The sequence below is a fragment of the Enterobacter cloacae complex sp. IR5459 genome (assembly GCF_049238005.1).
GTDB classification, from domain to species: domain Bacteria; phylum Pseudomonadota; class Gammaproteobacteria; order Enterobacterales; family Enterobacteriaceae; genus Enterobacter; species Enterobacter hormaechei_C.
Genome location: NZ_JBMKIG010000008.1, coordinates 262,993 through 278,971, shown reverse-complemented (window position 1 = coordinate 278,971; position 15,979 = coordinate 262,993). Strand labels below are relative to the sequence as shown.

Sequence of the window (15,979 nt, the reverse complement as noted above, 5' to 3'; positions counted from 1 at the left end):
GGCAGGGCGCTGATTTGTGATGATGGTGAAGCGATAGAGGGGGAGGCTGCGGAAGAGGTTGAGGTGATGGGGCGGGTGACGTTCTTCATCAACAGCGTGATGCAGGATGACAGGGTGGTGTGATGGGGCAATGGGGCATGGTTGGGGCAAAAAATTAGCGCAAAACAACTCAAAACCGTGGAGGGTAGTGATTCATCTTGCGCTAATGTTTTGGTTTAAGCCTGCTTTCAACTTACATCAGCATACATCCTGTTTGTAGTGCCGCAAATTATGGATTTCCAGCTCTACTCCCTTGGCGCCGCGCTGGTGTTTCATGAAATTTTCTTCCCTGAGCAATCGGCGGCCATGGCGCTGATCCTGGCGATGGGCACCTACGGCGCAGGCTACATCGCGCGTATCGTCGGGGCATTTATTTTCGGCAGAATGGGCGACAGAATTGGCCGTAAAAAAGTGCTGTTTATCACCATCACCATGATGGGGATCTGCACCACCTTAATCGGCGTGCTGCCGACCTACGCGCAGATCGGGATTTTCGCACCGGTGCTGCTGGTGACGCTGCGTATTATTCAGGGGCTGGGCGCGGGGGCAGAAATCTCCGGTGCGGGCACCATGCTGGCGGAGTACGCGCCGAAGGGTAAACGCGGCATCATCTCCTCGCTGGTGGCCATGGGCACCAACTGCGGAACGCTGAGCGCCACGGCGATCTGGGCCGTGATGTTCTTTGCCCTCGATCGTGAAGAACTTATTGCCTGGGGCTGGCGCGTGCCATTCCTCGCCAGCGTGGTGGTGATGATCTTCGCCATCTGGCTGCGTATGAACCTTAAAGAGAGCCCGGTGTTTGAGAAGGTTAACGACGCCGAAACCGTTGCGCCAGCGGCGGCGCAGGATACCTCATTAGGCGCGATGTTTAAGAGCAAATCGTTCTGGCTGGCGACGGGGCTGCGCTTTGGCCAGGCCGGTAACTCTGGGCTTATCCAGACCTTCCTTGCCGGGTATCTGGTGCAGACGCTGTTATTTGATAAGGCGATCCCAACCGATGCGCTGATGATCAGTTCGATTCTCGGCTTCCTCACCATCCCGCTGCTGGGCTGGCTGTCCGATAAAGTGGGGCGCCGTCTGCCGTATATCCTCCTTAACATTTCAGCCATTATTCTGGCTTACCCGATGCTGTCGATTATCGTCGATAAGAGTTACGCGCCGGGCGTGATTATGCTCTCTATCATCGTTATTCATAACTTTGCGGTCCTCGGGCTGTTTGCGCTGGAAAACATCACCATGGCAGAGATGTTTGGTTCGCGGAACCGCTTTACCCGTATGGCCATTTCGAAAGAGGCGGGCGGGCTGGTAGCCGTTGGCTTTGGTCCGGTGCTGGCGGGGATCTTCTGCAACATGACCGGGTCCTGGTGGCCGATTGTGGCGATGCTGGTAGCGTATTCGCTGATTGGGCTGGTCTCTGCGTTGCTGATGCCGGAAGTGAGCGACCGCGATTTGAGTGAAGCCGAAGATGCAGCCGAAGCGCCGCGTAAAGAAGCGGTAGCCTACGGTGCGCTCTCTTCACGGCGTTAATGGTTTACATCTTGCGCTATCTGTCACACAACTTTTTACTGATGTCACACCACATGGCGAAAAGTTAATGTAAATCAAGATCTGAAAACGACGTATCAGTATGGTTAATGGCAGCTTTTTTGACTCTGACTGCCATTCTAGTTGGTGTAGTCAGCAGGCGCTGCCGCTCTGAAAAGGAAGCGGCAGCGGATCACAGCGTTCATTAATTAACGAGTCTCAATCATGGAAAACCAGTTATTACAGGCGAAGGCAACGCTTCCTCAGTACGATCGCGACAGCCTCAAGGCACGCATTGTTCATTTAGGGTTTGGCGCGTTTCACCGCGCACACCAGGCGGTGTACACCGATATACTCGCCGCAGAACAGGGCAGCGACTGGGGTTACTGCGAAGTTAACCTGATTGGCGGCGAACAGCAGATCGCCGATCTGAAGGCACAGGATAACCTTTATACCGTGGCAGAGATGTCTGCCGATGCGTGGACAGCGCGCGTGGTCGGCGTCGTCAAAAACGCGCTGCATGCGCAGGTCGACGGGCTGGAAACCGTGTTGGCGGCGCTGTGCGAGCCACAGGTCGCCATTGTTTCCCTGACCATCACCGAGAAAGGGTATTGCCATTCCCCGGCAACAGGACAACTGATGTTCGATCATCCGTTAATCGTTGCCGACCTGCAAAACCCCCATCAGCCGAAATCTGCGCCGGGCGTTGTGGTTGAAGCGCTGGCGCGGCGTAAGGCGGCGGGGCTGCCAGCATTCAGCGTGATGTCATGCGATAACATGCCGGAGAACGGCCACGTGATGCGCAATGTCACCTGCGCCTACGCGCGCGCTGTTGACGGCGAACTGGCCGACTGGATTGAAGCGAACGTCACCTTCCCGTCAACCATGGTGGACCGTATTGTGCCCGCCGTCACGGCTGACACGCTGGATAAAATCGAACAGCTGACCGGCGTACGCGATCCGGCAGGTGTCGCCTGCGAGCCGTTCCGCCAGTGGGTGGTGGAAGATAATTTCGTCGCCGGACGTCCAAAGTGGGAAAAGGCCGGTGCGGAACTGGTTTCTGATGTCATTCCGTTTGAAGAGATGAAGCTGCGAATGCTTAACGGCAGCCACTCGTTCCTGGCCTATCTCGGCTACCTTGCCGGTTATCAGCACATTAACGACTGCATGGAAGATGAACATTATCGCGCAGCCGCGCATGCGCTGATGCTGAAAGAGCAGGCGCCGACTCTGAAAGTAAAGGGGGTGGATTTAGCTCACTATGCTGACCTGTTGATCGCGCGCTACAGCAATCCGGCCCTGCGTCACCGCACCTGGCAAATCGCCATGGACGGTAGCCAGAAATTGCCGCAGCGGATGCTCGATTCCGTGCGCTGGCACCTGGTCCACCAGAAACCCTTCCCGCTGCTGGCCCTCGGTGTGGCGGGCTGGATGCGTTATGTCGGCGGTGTGGATGAGCAGGGTAACCCGATTGAGGTGAGTGACCCGCAGCTGGCGGTGATTCAGGCGGCGGTAAACGGTAGCGCTGAAGGCGAAAGCCGCGTTAATGCGCTGTTGGGCATTGAGGCTATTTTCGGTAACGAGCTGCCGAAGGACGCGGTGTTTGTGGCGTCGGTCATGCAGGCTTATCAGACGTTGCTGCAAAAAGGCGCGAAGGCCACGGTTGCTGAGTACGCCACCCGGCTTTAACGCTATGACATGCCGCCGTCCGCGGCGGCATGTCGGGGCGCAGCTTAGTGCATCCCCAGGCGAATCAGCTCAATCGGTTCGAACTTACCTTCGCATCCTTCCACTTCAACCGTTTTACCACGACGCACCTGCTCGGCATTAAGGCCGTCGCTGTGGATCGCTTTAATCACGCCGAACTGACCTGTGCCGCTAATCATGACGCGGCTGCCAGTGGTGATTGCATTTCGGTTACGGTCGTATGTCATCATGGTATTTTCTCCTCTCGTACTTATCCGCTACGGCGCTAATTCGACGGCTGCCGTTCACGGGGCACTATTAATACGCCTCTCTTTAACGAAATTATTTGCTTTTGATCAAGCTCACACTTTTTTCTTATTTCATGCAGGCGTTGACGGTTAAGGACACCACTTTACAAAGCGGACAGTTATTTTCCTTAATTGATAGTTTACGGATGCAAGTGTTTAGGCTTTGTTTATATCCACAATGTCATTCTGGAGACAGAAAATAACCCTTCATCGGAAAAGGAGTCAGGCTTATGTATAAGAAAATTTTGATGCCTGTTGACGTGTTTGAAATGGATTTGAGCGATAAAGCGGTACGCCATGCGGTCAACCTCGCGAAGGCGGAAGGCGCGACGATCACCCTGGTCAACATTCTCCCTAACAGCAGCCGTTCATTACTGCGGGGGTTCAATGCCGATATTAAGAAGTTCGAAGAGTATATGACCGCCGAGTCTGATAAGAAGATGAAGGCGCTGAAACGGCTCTTTGATATGTCCCCGGAAAATATTGATTGTGAAGTTCGCTTCGGCAACGTACGCGATGAAATCATCAAGCTCAGCAAAGAGGGGAAATATGACGTTATTGTTATTGGATCAAGAAATCCGAGCATGACAACCCATCTGCTGGGTTCAAATGCTGAAACTATCCTGCGCTACGCCACTATTCCGGTGTTAGTGGTCCGCTAATTACTTCGCCGCAACCGAAAGGGGGCGGCGAGGTTTTATTCTTCGCTGAACCACTCGCGGTTTTCCTGACGAATTAACTGAACTGACTCACTAATTTCCTGAAGGTGAAGCGTCATCGCTTTATCTACGGCTTCCACGTCGCGTTTTTCCAGCGCGCTGAAAATATCATGATGCTGGCGCAGCAACATCTCTGGCGGAGAAACATGGTCGAGGCTCATGTAGCGCACGCGGTCGATGGTCGCTTTGATGTTTTCAACGGTATCCCACGCGAGCTGGCACTCGGCGATCTGCGCCAGTTTCTGGTGAAACTCGTCGTCCAGCTGGAAAAAGTCGTTTAACTGTTTGCGGTCGATGGCGATTCGTTGCTGATGCAGGTTTTGCTCCAGCAGGTAGCACTGGTTATCGTTGATGAGCGACGCGGCGCGACGCACCACGGCGCACTCGATGGCCTGGCGAACAAAACAGCCATTCCGTACCTGCGAAAGCGAAATTTTATTTACATAGCTGCCGCGCTGTGGGCGGATCTGAATAAGGCCGTTTTCTGCGAGTTTAATAAACGCCTCGCGCACGGGCTGACGGGAAACGTCAAAACGTACCGAAACCTCTTTTTCTGAGAGTGGCGTTCCTGGTGGGATCAGGCAGCGAACAATATCACGGCGTAAGATGCGATATATTTGCTGATTAACGGGCTGGGTAGGATTAAGTTGCGATTCAGCGGCCATGGGTTGTGATTTCTCAGAGAGTTAACCTGAACATACTACCATTCTTTTCCCTGCCATCACATACCCGGCCCGCAGGCCGGGAAGGGTGAATTACCCGCGATGCACGCTGAGTCCGGCATAGGTCTGGCTGACGGGCATCATCTCAACCGTGTTGATGTTGACATGCTTCGGCAAATTCGCGACCCACCAGACGGTTTCGGTGATATCTTCCGGCGTCAGCGCATTCGCGTTTTCATAGGTTTTATCCGCTTTCGCGTCATCGCCTTTGAAACGCACGTTGGAGAATTCGGTTCCGCCTACCAGACCCGGTTCAACATCGGTCACGCGGATCGCGGTTCCGTGCAGGTCGGTGCGCAGGTTCAGACTGAACTGGCGGACAAAGGCTTTGGTCGCGCCATAGACGTTGCCGCCCGCGTAAGGCCAGCTTCCGGCGGTGGAACCGATGTTAATGATATGACCACGGTTACGTTCAACCATGCCCGGCAGCACGGCGCGGGTCATGTACACCAGGCCTTTGTTGTTGGTGTCGATCATGTTCTCCCAGTCTTCCACGCTGGCTTTGTGAGCAGGCTCCATACCCAGCGCCAGGCCAGCGTTATTGACCAGCACGTCAATTTCACGCCATTCGGCAGGCAGGTTGGCAATCATCTCTTCAATGGCGGCGCGGTTGCGGACGTCCAGCTGTGCGGTCAGAATGCTGGCACCCAGCTCGTCTTTTAGCTCCTGCAAACGCTCCTGACGACGCCCCGTTGCAATCACTTTGTGTCCGTTTGCGACGAAGCGACGCGTGATGCTTTCACCAAAACCCGCTGTCGCCCCGGTAACTAAAATAATCATCTCACTGTTCCTCAACGCTTTTTGTGTTGTACTAACATAGCACGCTCTCCGGCACGTCGTTAAGGCAACATTTGTATGACGCCATTGCAGGCTGGCGCAGGCTGGCCTACTCTGGGGAGAAATACCGTGCACAGGAGTAAACGATGTCGGTCAACAATCCTTTTTTTGAAATTAGCCTGTTGCCTTATCAGGCGCCACGTTTTGATGCGATCAACGACAGCCATTATCGCCCGGCGTTTGATGAAGCAATGCGCCTGAAGCGTGCAGACATTGACGCGATTATCGCGCAGCGCGCCGCGCCGGACTTCGATAACACCGTGCTGGCGCTTGAAAAAAGCGGGGCCATGCTGTCGCGCGTGAGCAGCGTATTCTTCGCCATGACGTCCGCACACACTAACGATGATCTTCAGGCGCTGGACGAGCAGTTCTCCACCGAACTGGCCGGGCTGGCGAACGATATCTGGCTAAACGATACGCTTTTCGCCCGCGTGGAAGCCGTCTGGCAGGATCGCGAGGCGCTGGATGCCGAATCCCGCCGACTGACGGAGGAGACGTATCAGCACTTTGTTCTTGCGGGCGCGCGTCTGAACGCCGATGAAAAAGCCGAGCTGAAATCTCTGAATACCGAAGCCGCCACCCTGACCAGCCAGTTCAACCAGCGCCTGCTCGCGGCGAATAAGGCGGGAGGGCTGGTGGTGGACGATGTTCGCCAGCTTGACGGGCTCAGTGCGGAGGAGATGGCTGCCGCGGCTCACGCTGCCGCAGAAAAAGGGCTGAAGGAGCGCTGGCTGATCCCGCTTTTGAATACCACGCAACAGCCCGCGCTGGCGGCGCTGGCGTTGCGCGAGACCCGTAAAAAGTTGTTCAGCGCGGGCTGGGAACGCACTCAGAAAGGCGACGAAAACGATACGCGCGAGCTGATCCGTCGGCTTACCGCGTTACGGGCAAGACAGGCGCAGCTGCTCGGCTTTGACAACTATGCGAGCTGGAGCATTGCCGATCAAATGGCGAAAACGCCGGAAGCCGCGCTCGAATTCATGCGCGGAATAGTGCCTGCGGCGCGCGGCAGGGCTGCGCTGGAGCAGGCGGATATTCAGAAAGTCATCGACGACGAGCAGGGCGGTTTTACGGTGCAGGCCTGGGACTGGGCGTTTTATGCCGAACGCGTGCGCTCAGCGAAATACGCGCTGGATGAGTCGCAGATCAAACCCTATTTCGCGCTCAATACCGTGCTTGAAGATGGCGTATTCTGGACCGCCACGCAGCTGTTCGGTATCCGTTTTGTCGAGCGTTTCGATATTCCGGTTTATCACCCGGATGTTCGCGTGTGGGAGATTTTCGACCATACGGGTGAAGGCATGGCGCTGTTCTATGGCGACTTTTTCGCGCGTGATTCCAAAGCGGGCGGTGCGTGGATGGGGAATTTTGTTGAGCAGTCTTACGAGTTTGCTGCGCGTCCGGTGATTTATAACGTCTGCAACTATCAAAAACCGGCGAACGGGCAAACCGCGCTGATCTCCTGGGATGATGTGATTACCCTGTTCCACGAGTTTGGCCATACCCTGCATGGTCTGTTTGCCAGCCAGCGCTATGCCACGCTTTCAGGCACCAACACGCCGCGTGATTTCGTTGAATTTCCGTCGCAGATCAATGAACACTGGGCCAGCCATCCGCAGGTGTTTGCGCACTTTGCTCGTCATTATCAAACCGGCGAACCGATGCCGGATGCGCTGCGGGAAAAAATGCTCAATGCGACCCAGTTTAACAAGGGTTATGACATGACGGAGCTATTGAGCGCCGCGCTGCTGGATATGAACTGGCACGGCATTCAGGAGCCCGTTGAAGACGTGGAAGCCTTTGAAGCCGCCGCGTTGAAAAAAGAGGGGTTGGATCTTCCAGCCGTACCGCCGCGCTATCGCAGCAGCTATTTCGCCCATATCTTCGGCGGCGGGTACGCGGCGGGGTATTACGCTTACCTGTGGACGCAAATGCTGGCGGACGATGGCTATCAGTGGTTTGTCGAGCAGGGTGGTTTGACCCGCGAAAACGGACAGACATTCCGCGAGGCGATTTTGTCCCGCGGCAACAGCACTGATCTAGCTGAACTTTACCGGAACTGGCGCGGGCACGCTCCGAAGATCGAACCGATGCTGGAGAATCGCGGATTGAGTGCGTAAGGCTTTTTTAGTGTGTAAACAGAACCGGGCGCGAGGCCCGGTTTTTTGTACGCTTTGGTCCGCTTTGTGTCTGAAAGGTACATTGAGACAGGTATAATTACGGGCCATTAGTCGCTGCGATAAAAGAGGGTTACTGAAATAGCATCGCCAGTAACACCAGGAACAGCAGCATGACATAGATTCGTGCGTGCCAAATATCAGGTACAGCAGGTATAACCCGACGGCTAAAAACTATTCCTGCCCAGCCTGTTAGTACCAACATACCTAAAATTTTCAGGTTGATAAAACCGAGAAATCCATTCACAGGAATAGTTTGCCAGCCAATAACTGCATACGTCACGGCACCACATAGCGCGACGGGCAGGGAAAGCGGATTAGAAGCACTAATGCATTCACGCATCGCATAACCATGGCGCCGTAACAGGGGTACCGTCATTACGCTTCCGCCCACGCCAAGCAATGCGGCTATCATACCAATGGTCACTCCGCCGCCCGTTACTACAGGAAATGACAAGCGACGCAGAGAACTTCCTCCGAGAAAACCCTTACGCAACAAACAATCGCTGATTGTTGCCAGCATGTAGAAAATGAACAGCGCGCGAACAACACTCTCACTAAATATTCCTGCCAGACAGGAACCCACGATAGCCCCAATGGCTATAAACCATAGTAACGGGAATAACATTTGCGATGAAAGCTCGCAAGCTCGCCAGTTTCGATAGGTGACCCAGCCCGCGTTAAATATCATCACCGATGTAGAGGTAGCAACCGCGATATGCATGGCGTTTAGTGCCAGTTCGGTCTGCCGTAGCATTAGTTGATAAACGAATGGTACTACGACAAAGCCGCCGCCAAAGCCAAAAAGCACGGTGGTAATACCGGTAGTAAAGCCTGCCAACGCAATGATTGCGATATCATTCAAAATCATACCCTCGACCTGAAAATGATTTCGCAGCTTATACCGGTAGCGTCCTGCTTCCCATTAGCGCCGCGCTCAATTACCTTTGTAAATCGGTCATAAGGAGACGGGTGTGCGCAACGTAAAGATTGAAGAGGTCGAGCAGCTAGATCGTGAAGTGGTAGCGATAGGCAATGACTATGTGCAGGGATTTATGCTGCCACAGCACAAACATCGCCGCGCGCAGCTGCTATATGGCGCGACCGGATTAATGCATGTCATAACCCAGGATGGAGAGTGGATTGTTCCTCCACAACATGCTGTTTGGATCCCACCCGAAACTATGCACGCCGTCAAATTTGTTGGCGTGACCACTCGCAGTCTGTATATAGAACCAGATTTCGTGAATGCCTTCTTAAAATATCCTCGTTGTGAAGTTATTAGCGTATCGCCATTATTACGTCAGCTATTGCTTGAGTCAGTGGATTTACCGCCACTGTATGAAAGCACGCGTGACCGTGCACTGATAAATCTGATGATATTGGAGCTGGCGGCTATGCCGGTTCGCGAATTCGATATTCCGCTGCCGCGACATCCGGCCCTACTGGCTCTTTGTCAGGCGTTTTTACTCAATCCCTCAATCCATGATCCAGCAGAGCGCTGGGCAAATGCGCTGTTCATGAGCGACAGCACCTTTCGTCGCCATTTCCTTACGCAAATGGGCATGTCATTTTCTGTCTGGCGCCAACGAGCATGCGTGGTTAGCGCGCTGGCATTGTTGATAACGGGAAAACCCGTAAATGAAGTAGCCTTGACTCTTGGATACGATAATGCATCATCCTTCGCAACGATGTTCCGCCGTGTCACAGGACAGCCACCTTCGTATTATCACCCGGCATTATTCAAAAAGTTCCACGGGACAGGGCACCGATCATAGCGTCAGCTATGTACCAGCTAAAGACGCTGCCACGTCAAATTCTTTAATTCATGAGAAGGGTTAAGGTGTTAAAATCGTAGGCGTTTTGGATCTTAATACTATTAAATAATGATAAATAAAATACTGGTCAGTGCCTGCCTGATGGGCCTTAAAGTCCGTTATAACGGGAAAGAGAAAGCGCAGATGACTCATCAACTTGCTCGCTGGCAACAGGAGCAGCGCCTGGTGATCCACTGCCCTGAGTTGGCTGCGGGGCTACCTGTTCCGAGACCACCCGCTGAGATTATGTCTGCTGAGGGTAAAGACGTAATGCGTGGACAAGCCAGAATAATTGAAAACACCGGAACAGATGTTACCGGGCATTATCAACTTGCAGCCTGGCTGGCTCTGCGAGCAGCACAAGAAGCAGGATGTACTGCTGCTTTGTTAACTGATGGTAGTCCAACGTGCGGAACTCAGTTTATCTACAACGGTTCTTTCAGTAATCAGCGTAAATCGGGTATGGGAGTGGCAGCATCATTACTCTCCGAGCATGGTATTGCGGTATTTTCAGAAACTCAGTTTGCGGAGCTTGTGAACTGGATTGAAGAAAGGGAATGAACGGTTCTCCAGGATTAACGCCGAGCGGCATCGCTTCCTGGTCATAATGGGTATGCAGCTTATTTTTCCATTTTATGAGCCACCTCGATTAACTCCGCCCCCTGATTCTTCACGTTCCCCACGGCGCGAGTTACAGCATGCCAATTAAACTTGTCGGCGGGTACTGTACCGTCGGCAATAATCTCTTCCGCTTCTTTCCCGCCAACATCCTGTCGCATCCATTCTCTTGCTGCTTCTGGCGACAGAACCAGCGGCCGTCGATCGTGTATATCAATGAGGCCTTTATCCGCAGCAGAGGTCACTATGAGAAATCCCTCGGCTTCATCGCCGCGCTCAAACGGCGTACTGCCGATCGCCGCCATGAATATCGGCTGCCCGTCGGCCCGATGAATAAAATACGGCTGTTTCTTGTCGCCTTCCTTTTTCCATTCGAACCAACCATCGGCAAAGCAGATCGCCCGGCCATGCTGCCAAAGAGGTTTAAACATTCTGCTGGTGGCTGCGGTTTCTACACGCGCGTTAATCAGTGGTGCTTTGTCCCACCATCCAGGCGCGTAGCCCCAGAATACCGGATCGAGGTGCAGCTGTTCGTCACGTTCGCTTAACAGCAGCACTTTGGTACCGGGCGCAACGTTGTAGCGGCCAATGGGTTCAGGGTCATATGCGATATCGCGTTCGCCTTCGTCGGCCAGGTAAGCCAGATATTCTTCACGGGTTTGGGCTTGTGCAAAACGTCCACACATAGAAACCTCCAGTCAGTCAGACTGAAAGTATAGGGCAGGGAGAAAAAGTCGCGCGGGCATGCTTCTGAGATTGAACCGATGCTGGAAAATCGCGGCCTGAATACACAGGGGTATTGTTAGTTGAAAACAGAGCCGGGCTTTGCGCCCGGTTACTCTTGTATCAACCACATATCCGACTCTTCGAACATCTCCTCGAGCATGCGGTTGAGCTTTTCACGGTCGCTTTTGCTGGCGTCGCTGTTCAGGCCGTTCGCTTGCATTGGCTTAACCGTCACGCTGGCATCAGGAAAAATCCGGTGCACGCGTTTTGTCAGCTCGGCCAGGATGATTTCCCTGGCTCCCTCCAGCCCCTGTACGTTTCGCTTGTCATAAACCAGTTCCACAAACATGATTGTTTACCTTATGGATATTACGCATGTGATTCAGCCTGAACGTAAAATACTACTGTATATGGGTACAGTCAAACGGCGTTCAGGCTAAAGCATTGTCCAGAGCAATGCAGACAGCGTTGCCAGTCCGCCCAGAACAACCAGAAACACCGTCACGCCGCGAAGCTCCGCCAGCGAGGGGCGGGTGTATATGAGGTACGCAGGGATAAGGAACAGGATCACCGCGATCAGTGGTCCGCAGAACATTTCAATCAGGCTGAGCACATCCGGATTGGCATAAACAATGCCATAGGTCAGCAGGAACAGCGCCAGAGAGGCCAGCCGCTTGCTGGCGCTGGCCTTATTGCCGGATACGCTGGCAGCCAGCTGACCAAACGTTTGTGCGACCGACAGGCCTACGCCGAGAAAGGATTTCGTCATACCGATGATAGCGATGAGCGGGGCAATGTGGTAAATCAGGCTGAAATCACCGTTTCCTTTCATCACGGACAGCACATTCAGGTTTTCCGCCTTCGCCCGTACAAAGTTGTCATGCGGGATCCCCAGCACGCAGCTCAGCACGAAAAAGAGGATACTGGCGAAGATGGCTAAATAGGCGATGCGGATCACGAACAGTGCCTTTTTCTCGCCCTCCGCTTTCCTCTCCCGGTAGTAAGAGCTCAGCGGGGAGACCATAGGCGCACAGCAAAACGAGAAGGTAATAAGCGGCAGCGTCAGCCAGATATTTTTCAGCGTTACCGGCAGCGGCGTGGCGTTCATTTCAGCGGCCGTATTGGTCAGGTTAGACAGATGCCATCCCGGGATAAGTGATATGGCGATCAGCAGTACAGATGCCGCGAACGGCAGAGCCAGTGCGCTCATAATGGCCACGACTCTGTCCCGGCCCTTGCTAAGCACCACATAAAGTGCGGCAACCACGATAAACGACAATGGCCCACGACTGAGCGCGGTAATATGCAGATGCTCCACCAGTAAATTACTCAGCGCATTAATCAGCGCCACCCCGTAAACCAGGGTTACCGGGAAGAAGGTCACACAATAGAACAGGGTGATCAGCTTTTCACCCCGTCCGCTGAAGAAGGAGCCGAAGATCGGCAACGTGCCGTTTTCAGTCTTCTCTTCTCGCATATACACACGACAAAGGAGTAAATGGGGGATCAGGGATAACGGCAGCCCCAGCAGGAGCATGACCAGGAAAATAACCGGACCACGGGTGCCGATTTCCACGGGCAGGAACAGCGTTCCCGCCCCGACGGCTGTACCGTAGAGGCCCAGCGTCCAGATGTTATCCTGCCAGTGCCAGTTAGAGCGTGTTGTAATATTAGCTGAGAGAGTGGTGGCTTTATTCATCATATTTACCGCGTTGTTAGAGGAGCGACGACTTATTTAGTTTTTATCTGCCTGTAGTCGTTGCTGCGCCATTACACCACGGGTGGGAGGGGTTTGATTTCGCATACCGTAAACCTTATGTGTATGCCTGCAATAACTATCGTTATTCTTTGACGATGCTTTAACAGGCGGTTAATTAAGAAGGGGATTTGTTAAATTAACGAACAAATAACGACTGACTTTCCCTGCCTGCACGTCTGTTAATTAAAGAATAAATACCCTGTTTTATTAAGTACCATAAGGCGCCATCATATTGAAGGGGGACTTATTTAATTATTTTATTGGGCGGAGAATTATCCCGTCATGCCTCAAATTAAAAAACAGGATATAGACAATCACGTAACCTGCTCGTAGCTTTCGAACTGTCTTGTAACATAACGCTATCTTTATGGTGGCGAAGGGGCACAAGGCGTCGTATGCCTGCTATTAAACGCCCCATAAAAAAATCCTCTTCTATACTCAGTTACGTTTAGTGAAATATGCCGCCGCTCCACACGTCGCGTTGCCTTAATAGCAGCGGGCAGCAGGGGCATATATCCACGAAAACGCCTTAATAATGGTCAATTTTGCATTTTTAGAGGGGGATTCCTGGTATGTTGCATTCTCAATCCTCGCGGGTCGGTAGCATGTTGCTGCTGCTGACCGCGATAATAGCCTTCGCGGTGGCGCTATACGCCTGGTGGACGCCGCTTACCGGCGTCACTGGCACCATTGGCGCACTGGGCGTGGTCATTGCCAGCGTAGTGCTGGCGATCCTGACCGTTATGCTACGCGCGGCATCGCGTCGCGGGGCGCGCGTTTTCCTGATTATTGTCACCCTGGTGGTGTTGGCGGGTATTGGTTTTGCCGCCGCGCTGCTGCACCAGTACATCATAACGGCAGCCATGGTGGTCGGCCTGATAGGTCTGATTATGCTGAGCAGCCATTCCGCCCGTTACAACCATCGCGTCAGAAGCTGAGGAGCCGCCCGTGCACAACGATAAGCATTATCCCTTCATAAAAGTCAGCATGACGGCGCTGGCGCTGCTGGTCGCTCCGCTCGCGCTACAGGCGCAGGATAAGGCCACTGAGGCCTCTCAGGGGACTCAGGAATCGCTTAACATTGATGCCGCCGATCAGCAGGCACCCGGAACCACAAAAACCACCGACGATGCCTCAACCGGCAGCGGTGACGGAAAGAAAGTCGCCTCGGCCAGCCAGCCCGCGACGCCGCTGGTGCCCGGCACGCCCACCTGGGACAGCTTCCACGGCCAGCTTAACGCGCAGAAATACAGCCCCCTGACCCAAATTACGGCGGATAATGTCGGGAAATTAACGAAAGTCTGGGAATTCCATACCGGCGACGTCTCGGATGGTAAAGGCGATACGCCAGCCACCGTCTGGTCCGCAACGCCCATTTTCGCCAACGATACGCTCTACATTGGCACGCCATTCGATCGCCTGATTGCGCTGGATCCGGGGACGGGTAAAGAGAAGTGGCATTATGACACGAAATCGTCGCGCAAGGCGCTGACCCAGCCAGTGCTGAAAAACCGCGGCGTTTCCTACTGGCAGGCCAAAAATCCGGTGAGCGGAGAGGCATGCCAGAAGATGGTTTATATGGGCACCGTTGACGGCAAGCTCTTTGCGCTGGACGCCGATTCAGGCAAACCTTGCAGCGGCTTTGCGAATAACGGCGTGTTGGATCTGAACCAGTGGAATACCGTTAACGCGAAGTATCCGCTCTCTGTCCTGCAACCGCCAACCGTTGTCGGCAACCATCTGCTGGTGGGCTGGGCCGGGAAGGACTGGGCCTATGCCGAAGCCCCTCCGGGCACCGTATTTTCAGTCAACGCCCAGACCGGTAAGCTTGAATGGACCTTTGAGGCGATCCCGGCAGAGATCCGCAAGCGTACCGGTACCGCCAACGTCTGGACGCACATGTCCGCCGATGAGGCCAACGGGCTGGTCTATCTCCCGGTTTCATCGCCATCTCCCAACTATTGGGGCGGCAACCGCGTGGACGCTATTCCGCTTGGCACCTCGACCACCGCGCTGGACATCAACACCGGTAAAGTGGTCTGGTCCCGTCAATGGGTACACCACGACGTCTGGGATTACGATATTAACTCCGCCCCGACGCTGATGGACATCACCGTAGACGGCAAGCAGATCCCGGCGCTGATTCAGGCCACCAAGCAGGGTTTCCTGTTCGTGGTTAACCGCCTGACGGGGGAGGACGTATGGCCAATCGAAGAACGTCCGGTTCCGCAGGGTGATGGTTCGGTTCAGGGTGAAGTTCTCTCGCCCACGCAGCCGTTCCCGACCAAACCCGCACCGCTGCTCGACCAGTCGAAAAAACCGGAAATCTGGAAGCTGGCGGATATCGTCGGTGGCGGCCAGTGCTCTCGTCTGTGGGATAACCTGACCTATGAGGGAATGTATACTCCGCCGACCACAAAGGGCGAAGGCACGCTAACCTATCCTGATAGCGCTGGCGGCGTACAGTGGGGTGGGGTGGCGTTCGATCCGCAAAAACAGATCGCCATCGTCAACACCTCGCATATCGTCCAGTACGTGAAGCTCTACAGCCGCGAAGATTACGATAACGCAGACAAAGACTCCGGTAACGAAAGCGGCTTTGCCCCACAGGAAGGCGCCCCGTACGGTATGCGTCTGCTGGTGGCGAGCAACTGGCTGGGCATGCCGTGCTGGCAGCCGCCGTTTGGCGAAATCGTGGCGCTGGACATGCATACGGGCGATGTGAAATGGCGTCGTCCGGTTGGCGCCTCCCAGCAGTATGGCTTCTTCATGCCGGAGAGCTGGGGTTCACCTACCATTGGTGGCCCGGCAGTGACGGCGGGTGGCGTGATCTTCATCGGTGCTTCAATGGATGCCAAAGTGCGTGCCTACTCGGTCGAGAGCGGTGAAGAGCTGTGGTCCGATCAGGCAGAAGCGCCGGCAGTAGCGAACCCGTCAGTCTATGAATATAAAGGTCGCCAGTATGTGGCCTTCGTGGCAGGCGGGAATACGATCCTGAAGGATCAGGTGGGCGATCAGGTGGTGGTCTACGCCTTGCCGGAATAATT

The 15,979-nt window shown here is 54.2% G+C and carries 14 protein-coding genes and 1 pseudogene; 8 read left to right on the top strand and 7 right to left on the bottom strand.

From position 1 onward, the window contains the following. Nucleotides 1–264: 264 nt before the first annotated feature. Nucleotides 265–1,566 (top strand): annotated as a pseudogene (locus tag ACOTX4_RS17985) (MFS transporter); the annotation flags it as partial. A gap of 222 nt (nt 1,567–1,788) precedes the next feature. After that, nucleotides 1,789–3,252 (top strand): mannitol dehydrogenase family protein, encoded by a 1,464-nt coding sequence (locus ACOTX4_RS17980; RefSeq protein ID WP_063937567.1) that lies wholly within the window; start codon nt 1,789–1,791, stop codon nt 3,250–3,252. A gap of 44 nt (nt 3,253–3,296) precedes the next feature. Here the strand turns inward: ACOTX4_RS17980 and ydfZ are convergent, their stop codons facing one another. After that, nucleotides 3,297–3,500 (bottom strand): putative selenium delivery protein YdfZ, encoded by a 204-nt coding sequence (ydfZ, locus tag ACOTX4_RS17975; RefSeq protein ID WP_003857405.1) that lies wholly within the window; start codon nt 3,498–3,500, stop codon nt 3,297–3,299. Between the two features lie 287 nt (nt 3,501–3,787). Between ydfZ and ACOTX4_RS17970 the strand changes: the two genes are divergently transcribed. Then, on the top strand, nt 3,788–4,219 hold the full coding sequence (locus tag ACOTX4_RS17970) for a universal stress protein (RefSeq protein ID WP_003857404.1): 432 nt from the start codon (nt 3,788–3,790) through the stop codon (nt 4,217–4,219). Between the two features lie 35 nt (nt 4,220–4,254). Here ACOTX4_RS17970 and ACOTX4_RS17965 read toward each other — a convergent pair whose 3' ends face one another. Both ACOTX4_RS17965 and ydfG read right to left on the bottom strand, forming a co-directional pair. After that, nucleotides 4,255–4,941, bottom strand: coding sequence for a GntR family transcriptional regulator (locus ACOTX4_RS17965; RefSeq protein ID WP_003857403.1), 687 nt, complete (start codon nt 4,939–4,941; stop codon nt 4,255–4,257). A 90-nt stretch (nt 4,942–5,031) separates the two neighbouring features. Then, on the bottom strand, nt 5,032–5,778 hold the full coding sequence (gene ydfG / locus ACOTX4_RS17960; RefSeq protein WP_421635408.1) for a bifunctional NADP-dependent 3-hydroxy acid dehydrogenase/3-hydroxypropionate dehydrogenase YdfG: 747 nt from the start codon (nt 5,776–5,778) through the stop codon (nt 5,032–5,034). Between the two features lie 143 nt (nt 5,779–5,921). On the opposite strand from ydfG, the gene dcp reads away from it, so the two are divergent. Continuing rightward, nucleotides 5,922–7,955: a peptidyl-dipeptidase Dcp gene (gene dcp / locus ACOTX4_RS17955; RefSeq protein ID WP_063937569.1), complete on the top strand. Its 2,034-nt coding sequence runs from the start codon at nt 5,922–5,924 to the stop codon at nt 7,953–7,955. A 130-nt stretch (nt 7,956–8,085) separates the two neighbouring features. Here dcp and ACOTX4_RS17950 read toward each other — a convergent pair whose 3' ends face one another. Next, nucleotides 8,086–8,877 carry a sulfite exporter TauE/SafE family protein gene (locus ACOTX4_RS17950; RefSeq protein WP_032610216.1) on the bottom strand — a complete coding sequence of 264 codons (792 nt, stop codon included), beginning with the start codon at nt 8,875–8,877 and terminating at the stop codon, nt 8,086–8,088. Nucleotides 8,878–8,986: 109 nt separating this feature from the next. Here ACOTX4_RS17950 and ACOTX4_RS17945 point away from each other — a divergent pair, with 109 nt between their 5' ends. Next, nucleotides 8,987–9,790: an AraC family transcriptional regulator gene (locus tag ACOTX4_RS17945; RefSeq protein WP_023314077.1), complete on the top strand. Its 804-nt coding sequence runs from the start codon at nt 8,987–8,989 to the stop codon at nt 9,788–9,790. Nucleotides 9,791–9,898: 108 nt separating this feature from the next. After that, on the top strand, nt 9,899–10,390 hold the full coding sequence (locus tag ACOTX4_RS17940) for a DUF523 domain-containing protein (protein WP_003857394.1): 492 nt from the start codon (nt 9,899–9,901) through the stop codon (nt 10,388–10,390). A gap of 59 nt (nt 10,391–10,449) precedes the next feature. Here ACOTX4_RS17940 and ACOTX4_RS17935 read toward each other — a convergent pair whose 3' ends face one another. From ACOTX4_RS17935 to ACOTX4_RS17925, 3 genes are all read right to left on the bottom strand, one after another. Next, nucleotides 10,450–11,133 carry an SOS response-associated peptidase gene (locus ACOTX4_RS17935; RefSeq protein WP_045333006.1) on the bottom strand — a complete coding sequence of 228 codons (684 nt, stop codon included), beginning with the start codon at nt 11,131–11,133 and terminating at the stop codon, nt 10,450–10,452. Between the two features lie 149 nt (nt 11,134–11,282). After that, nucleotides 11,283–11,522 (bottom strand): DinI family protein, encoded by a 240-nt coding sequence (locus tag ACOTX4_RS17930; RefSeq protein WP_003857390.1) that lies wholly within the window; start codon nt 11,520–11,522, stop codon nt 11,283–11,285. 87 nt (nt 11,523–11,609) lie between these two features. Next, nucleotides 11,610–12,872: an amino acid permease gene (locus ACOTX4_RS17925; RefSeq protein ID WP_080336093.1), complete on the bottom strand. Its 1,263-nt coding sequence runs from the start codon at nt 12,870–12,872 to the stop codon at nt 11,610–11,612. Nucleotides 12,873–13,504: 632 nt separating this feature from the next. Between ACOTX4_RS17925 and ACOTX4_RS17920 the strand changes: the two genes are divergently transcribed. Both ACOTX4_RS17920 and ACOTX4_RS17915 read left to right on the top strand, forming a co-directional pair. Continuing rightward, nucleotides 13,505–13,870: a hypothetical protein gene (locus ACOTX4_RS17920; protein ID WP_022651139.1), complete on the top strand. Its 366-nt coding sequence runs from the start codon at nt 13,505–13,507 to the stop codon at nt 13,868–13,870. 10 nt (nt 13,871–13,880) lie between these two features. Next, nucleotides 13,881–15,977, top strand: a complete 2,097-nt coding sequence (locus ACOTX4_RS17915; RefSeq protein ID WP_023314079.1) for a pyrroloquinoline quinone-dependent dehydrogenase — start codon at nt 13,881–13,883, stop codon at nt 15,975–15,977. Nucleotides 15,978–15,979: the final 2 nt, after the last annotated feature.

What these genes read in the sequence shown, in the direction of transcription:
- ACOTX4_RS17970 (WP_003857404.1), top strand. Translation starts at nt 3,788, where the DNA reads ATGTATAAGAAAATTTTGATGCCTGTTGACGTGTTTGAAATGGATTTG.
- ACOTX4_RS17930 (WP_003857390.1), bottom strand. Translation starts at nt 11,522, where the DNA reads ATGTTTGTGGAACTGGTTTATGACAAGCGAAACGTACAGGGGCTGGAG.
- ACOTX4_RS17965 (WP_003857403.1), bottom strand. Translation starts at nt 4,941, where the DNA reads ATGGCCGCTGAATCGCAACTTAATCCTACCCAGCCCGTTAATCAGCAA.
- ACOTX4_RS17925 (WP_080336093.1), bottom strand. Translation starts at nt 12,872, where the DNA reads ATGAATAAAGCCACCACTCTCTCAGCTAATATTACAACACGCTCTAAC.
- ACOTX4_RS17940 (WP_003857394.1), top strand. Translation starts at nt 9,899, where the DNA reads ATGATAAATAAAATACTGGTCAGTGCCTGCCTGATGGGCCTTAAAGTC.
- ACOTX4_RS17935 (WP_045333006.1), bottom strand. Translation starts at nt 11,133, where the DNA reads ATGTGTGGACGTTTTGCACAAGCCCAAACCCGTGAAGAATATCTGGCT.
- ydfG (WP_421635408.1), bottom strand. Translation starts at nt 5,778, where the DNA reads ATGATTATTTTAGTTACCGGGGCGACAGCGGGTTTTGGTGAAAGCATC.
- ACOTX4_RS17920 (WP_022651139.1), top strand. Translation starts at nt 13,505, where the DNA reads ATGTTGCATTCTCAATCCTCGCGGGTCGGTAGCATGTTGCTGCTGCTG.
- ydfZ (WP_003857405.1), bottom strand. Translation starts at nt 3,500, where the DNA reads ATGATGACATACGACCGTAACCGAAATGCAATCACCACTGGCAGCCGC.
- ACOTX4_RS17980 (WP_063937567.1), top strand. Translation starts at nt 1,789, where the DNA reads ATGGAAAACCAGTTATTACAGGCGAAGGCAACGCTTCCTCAGTACGAT.
- dcp (WP_063937569.1), top strand. Translation starts at nt 5,922, where the DNA reads ATGTCGGTCAACAATCCTTTTTTTGAAATTAGCCTGTTGCCTTATCAG.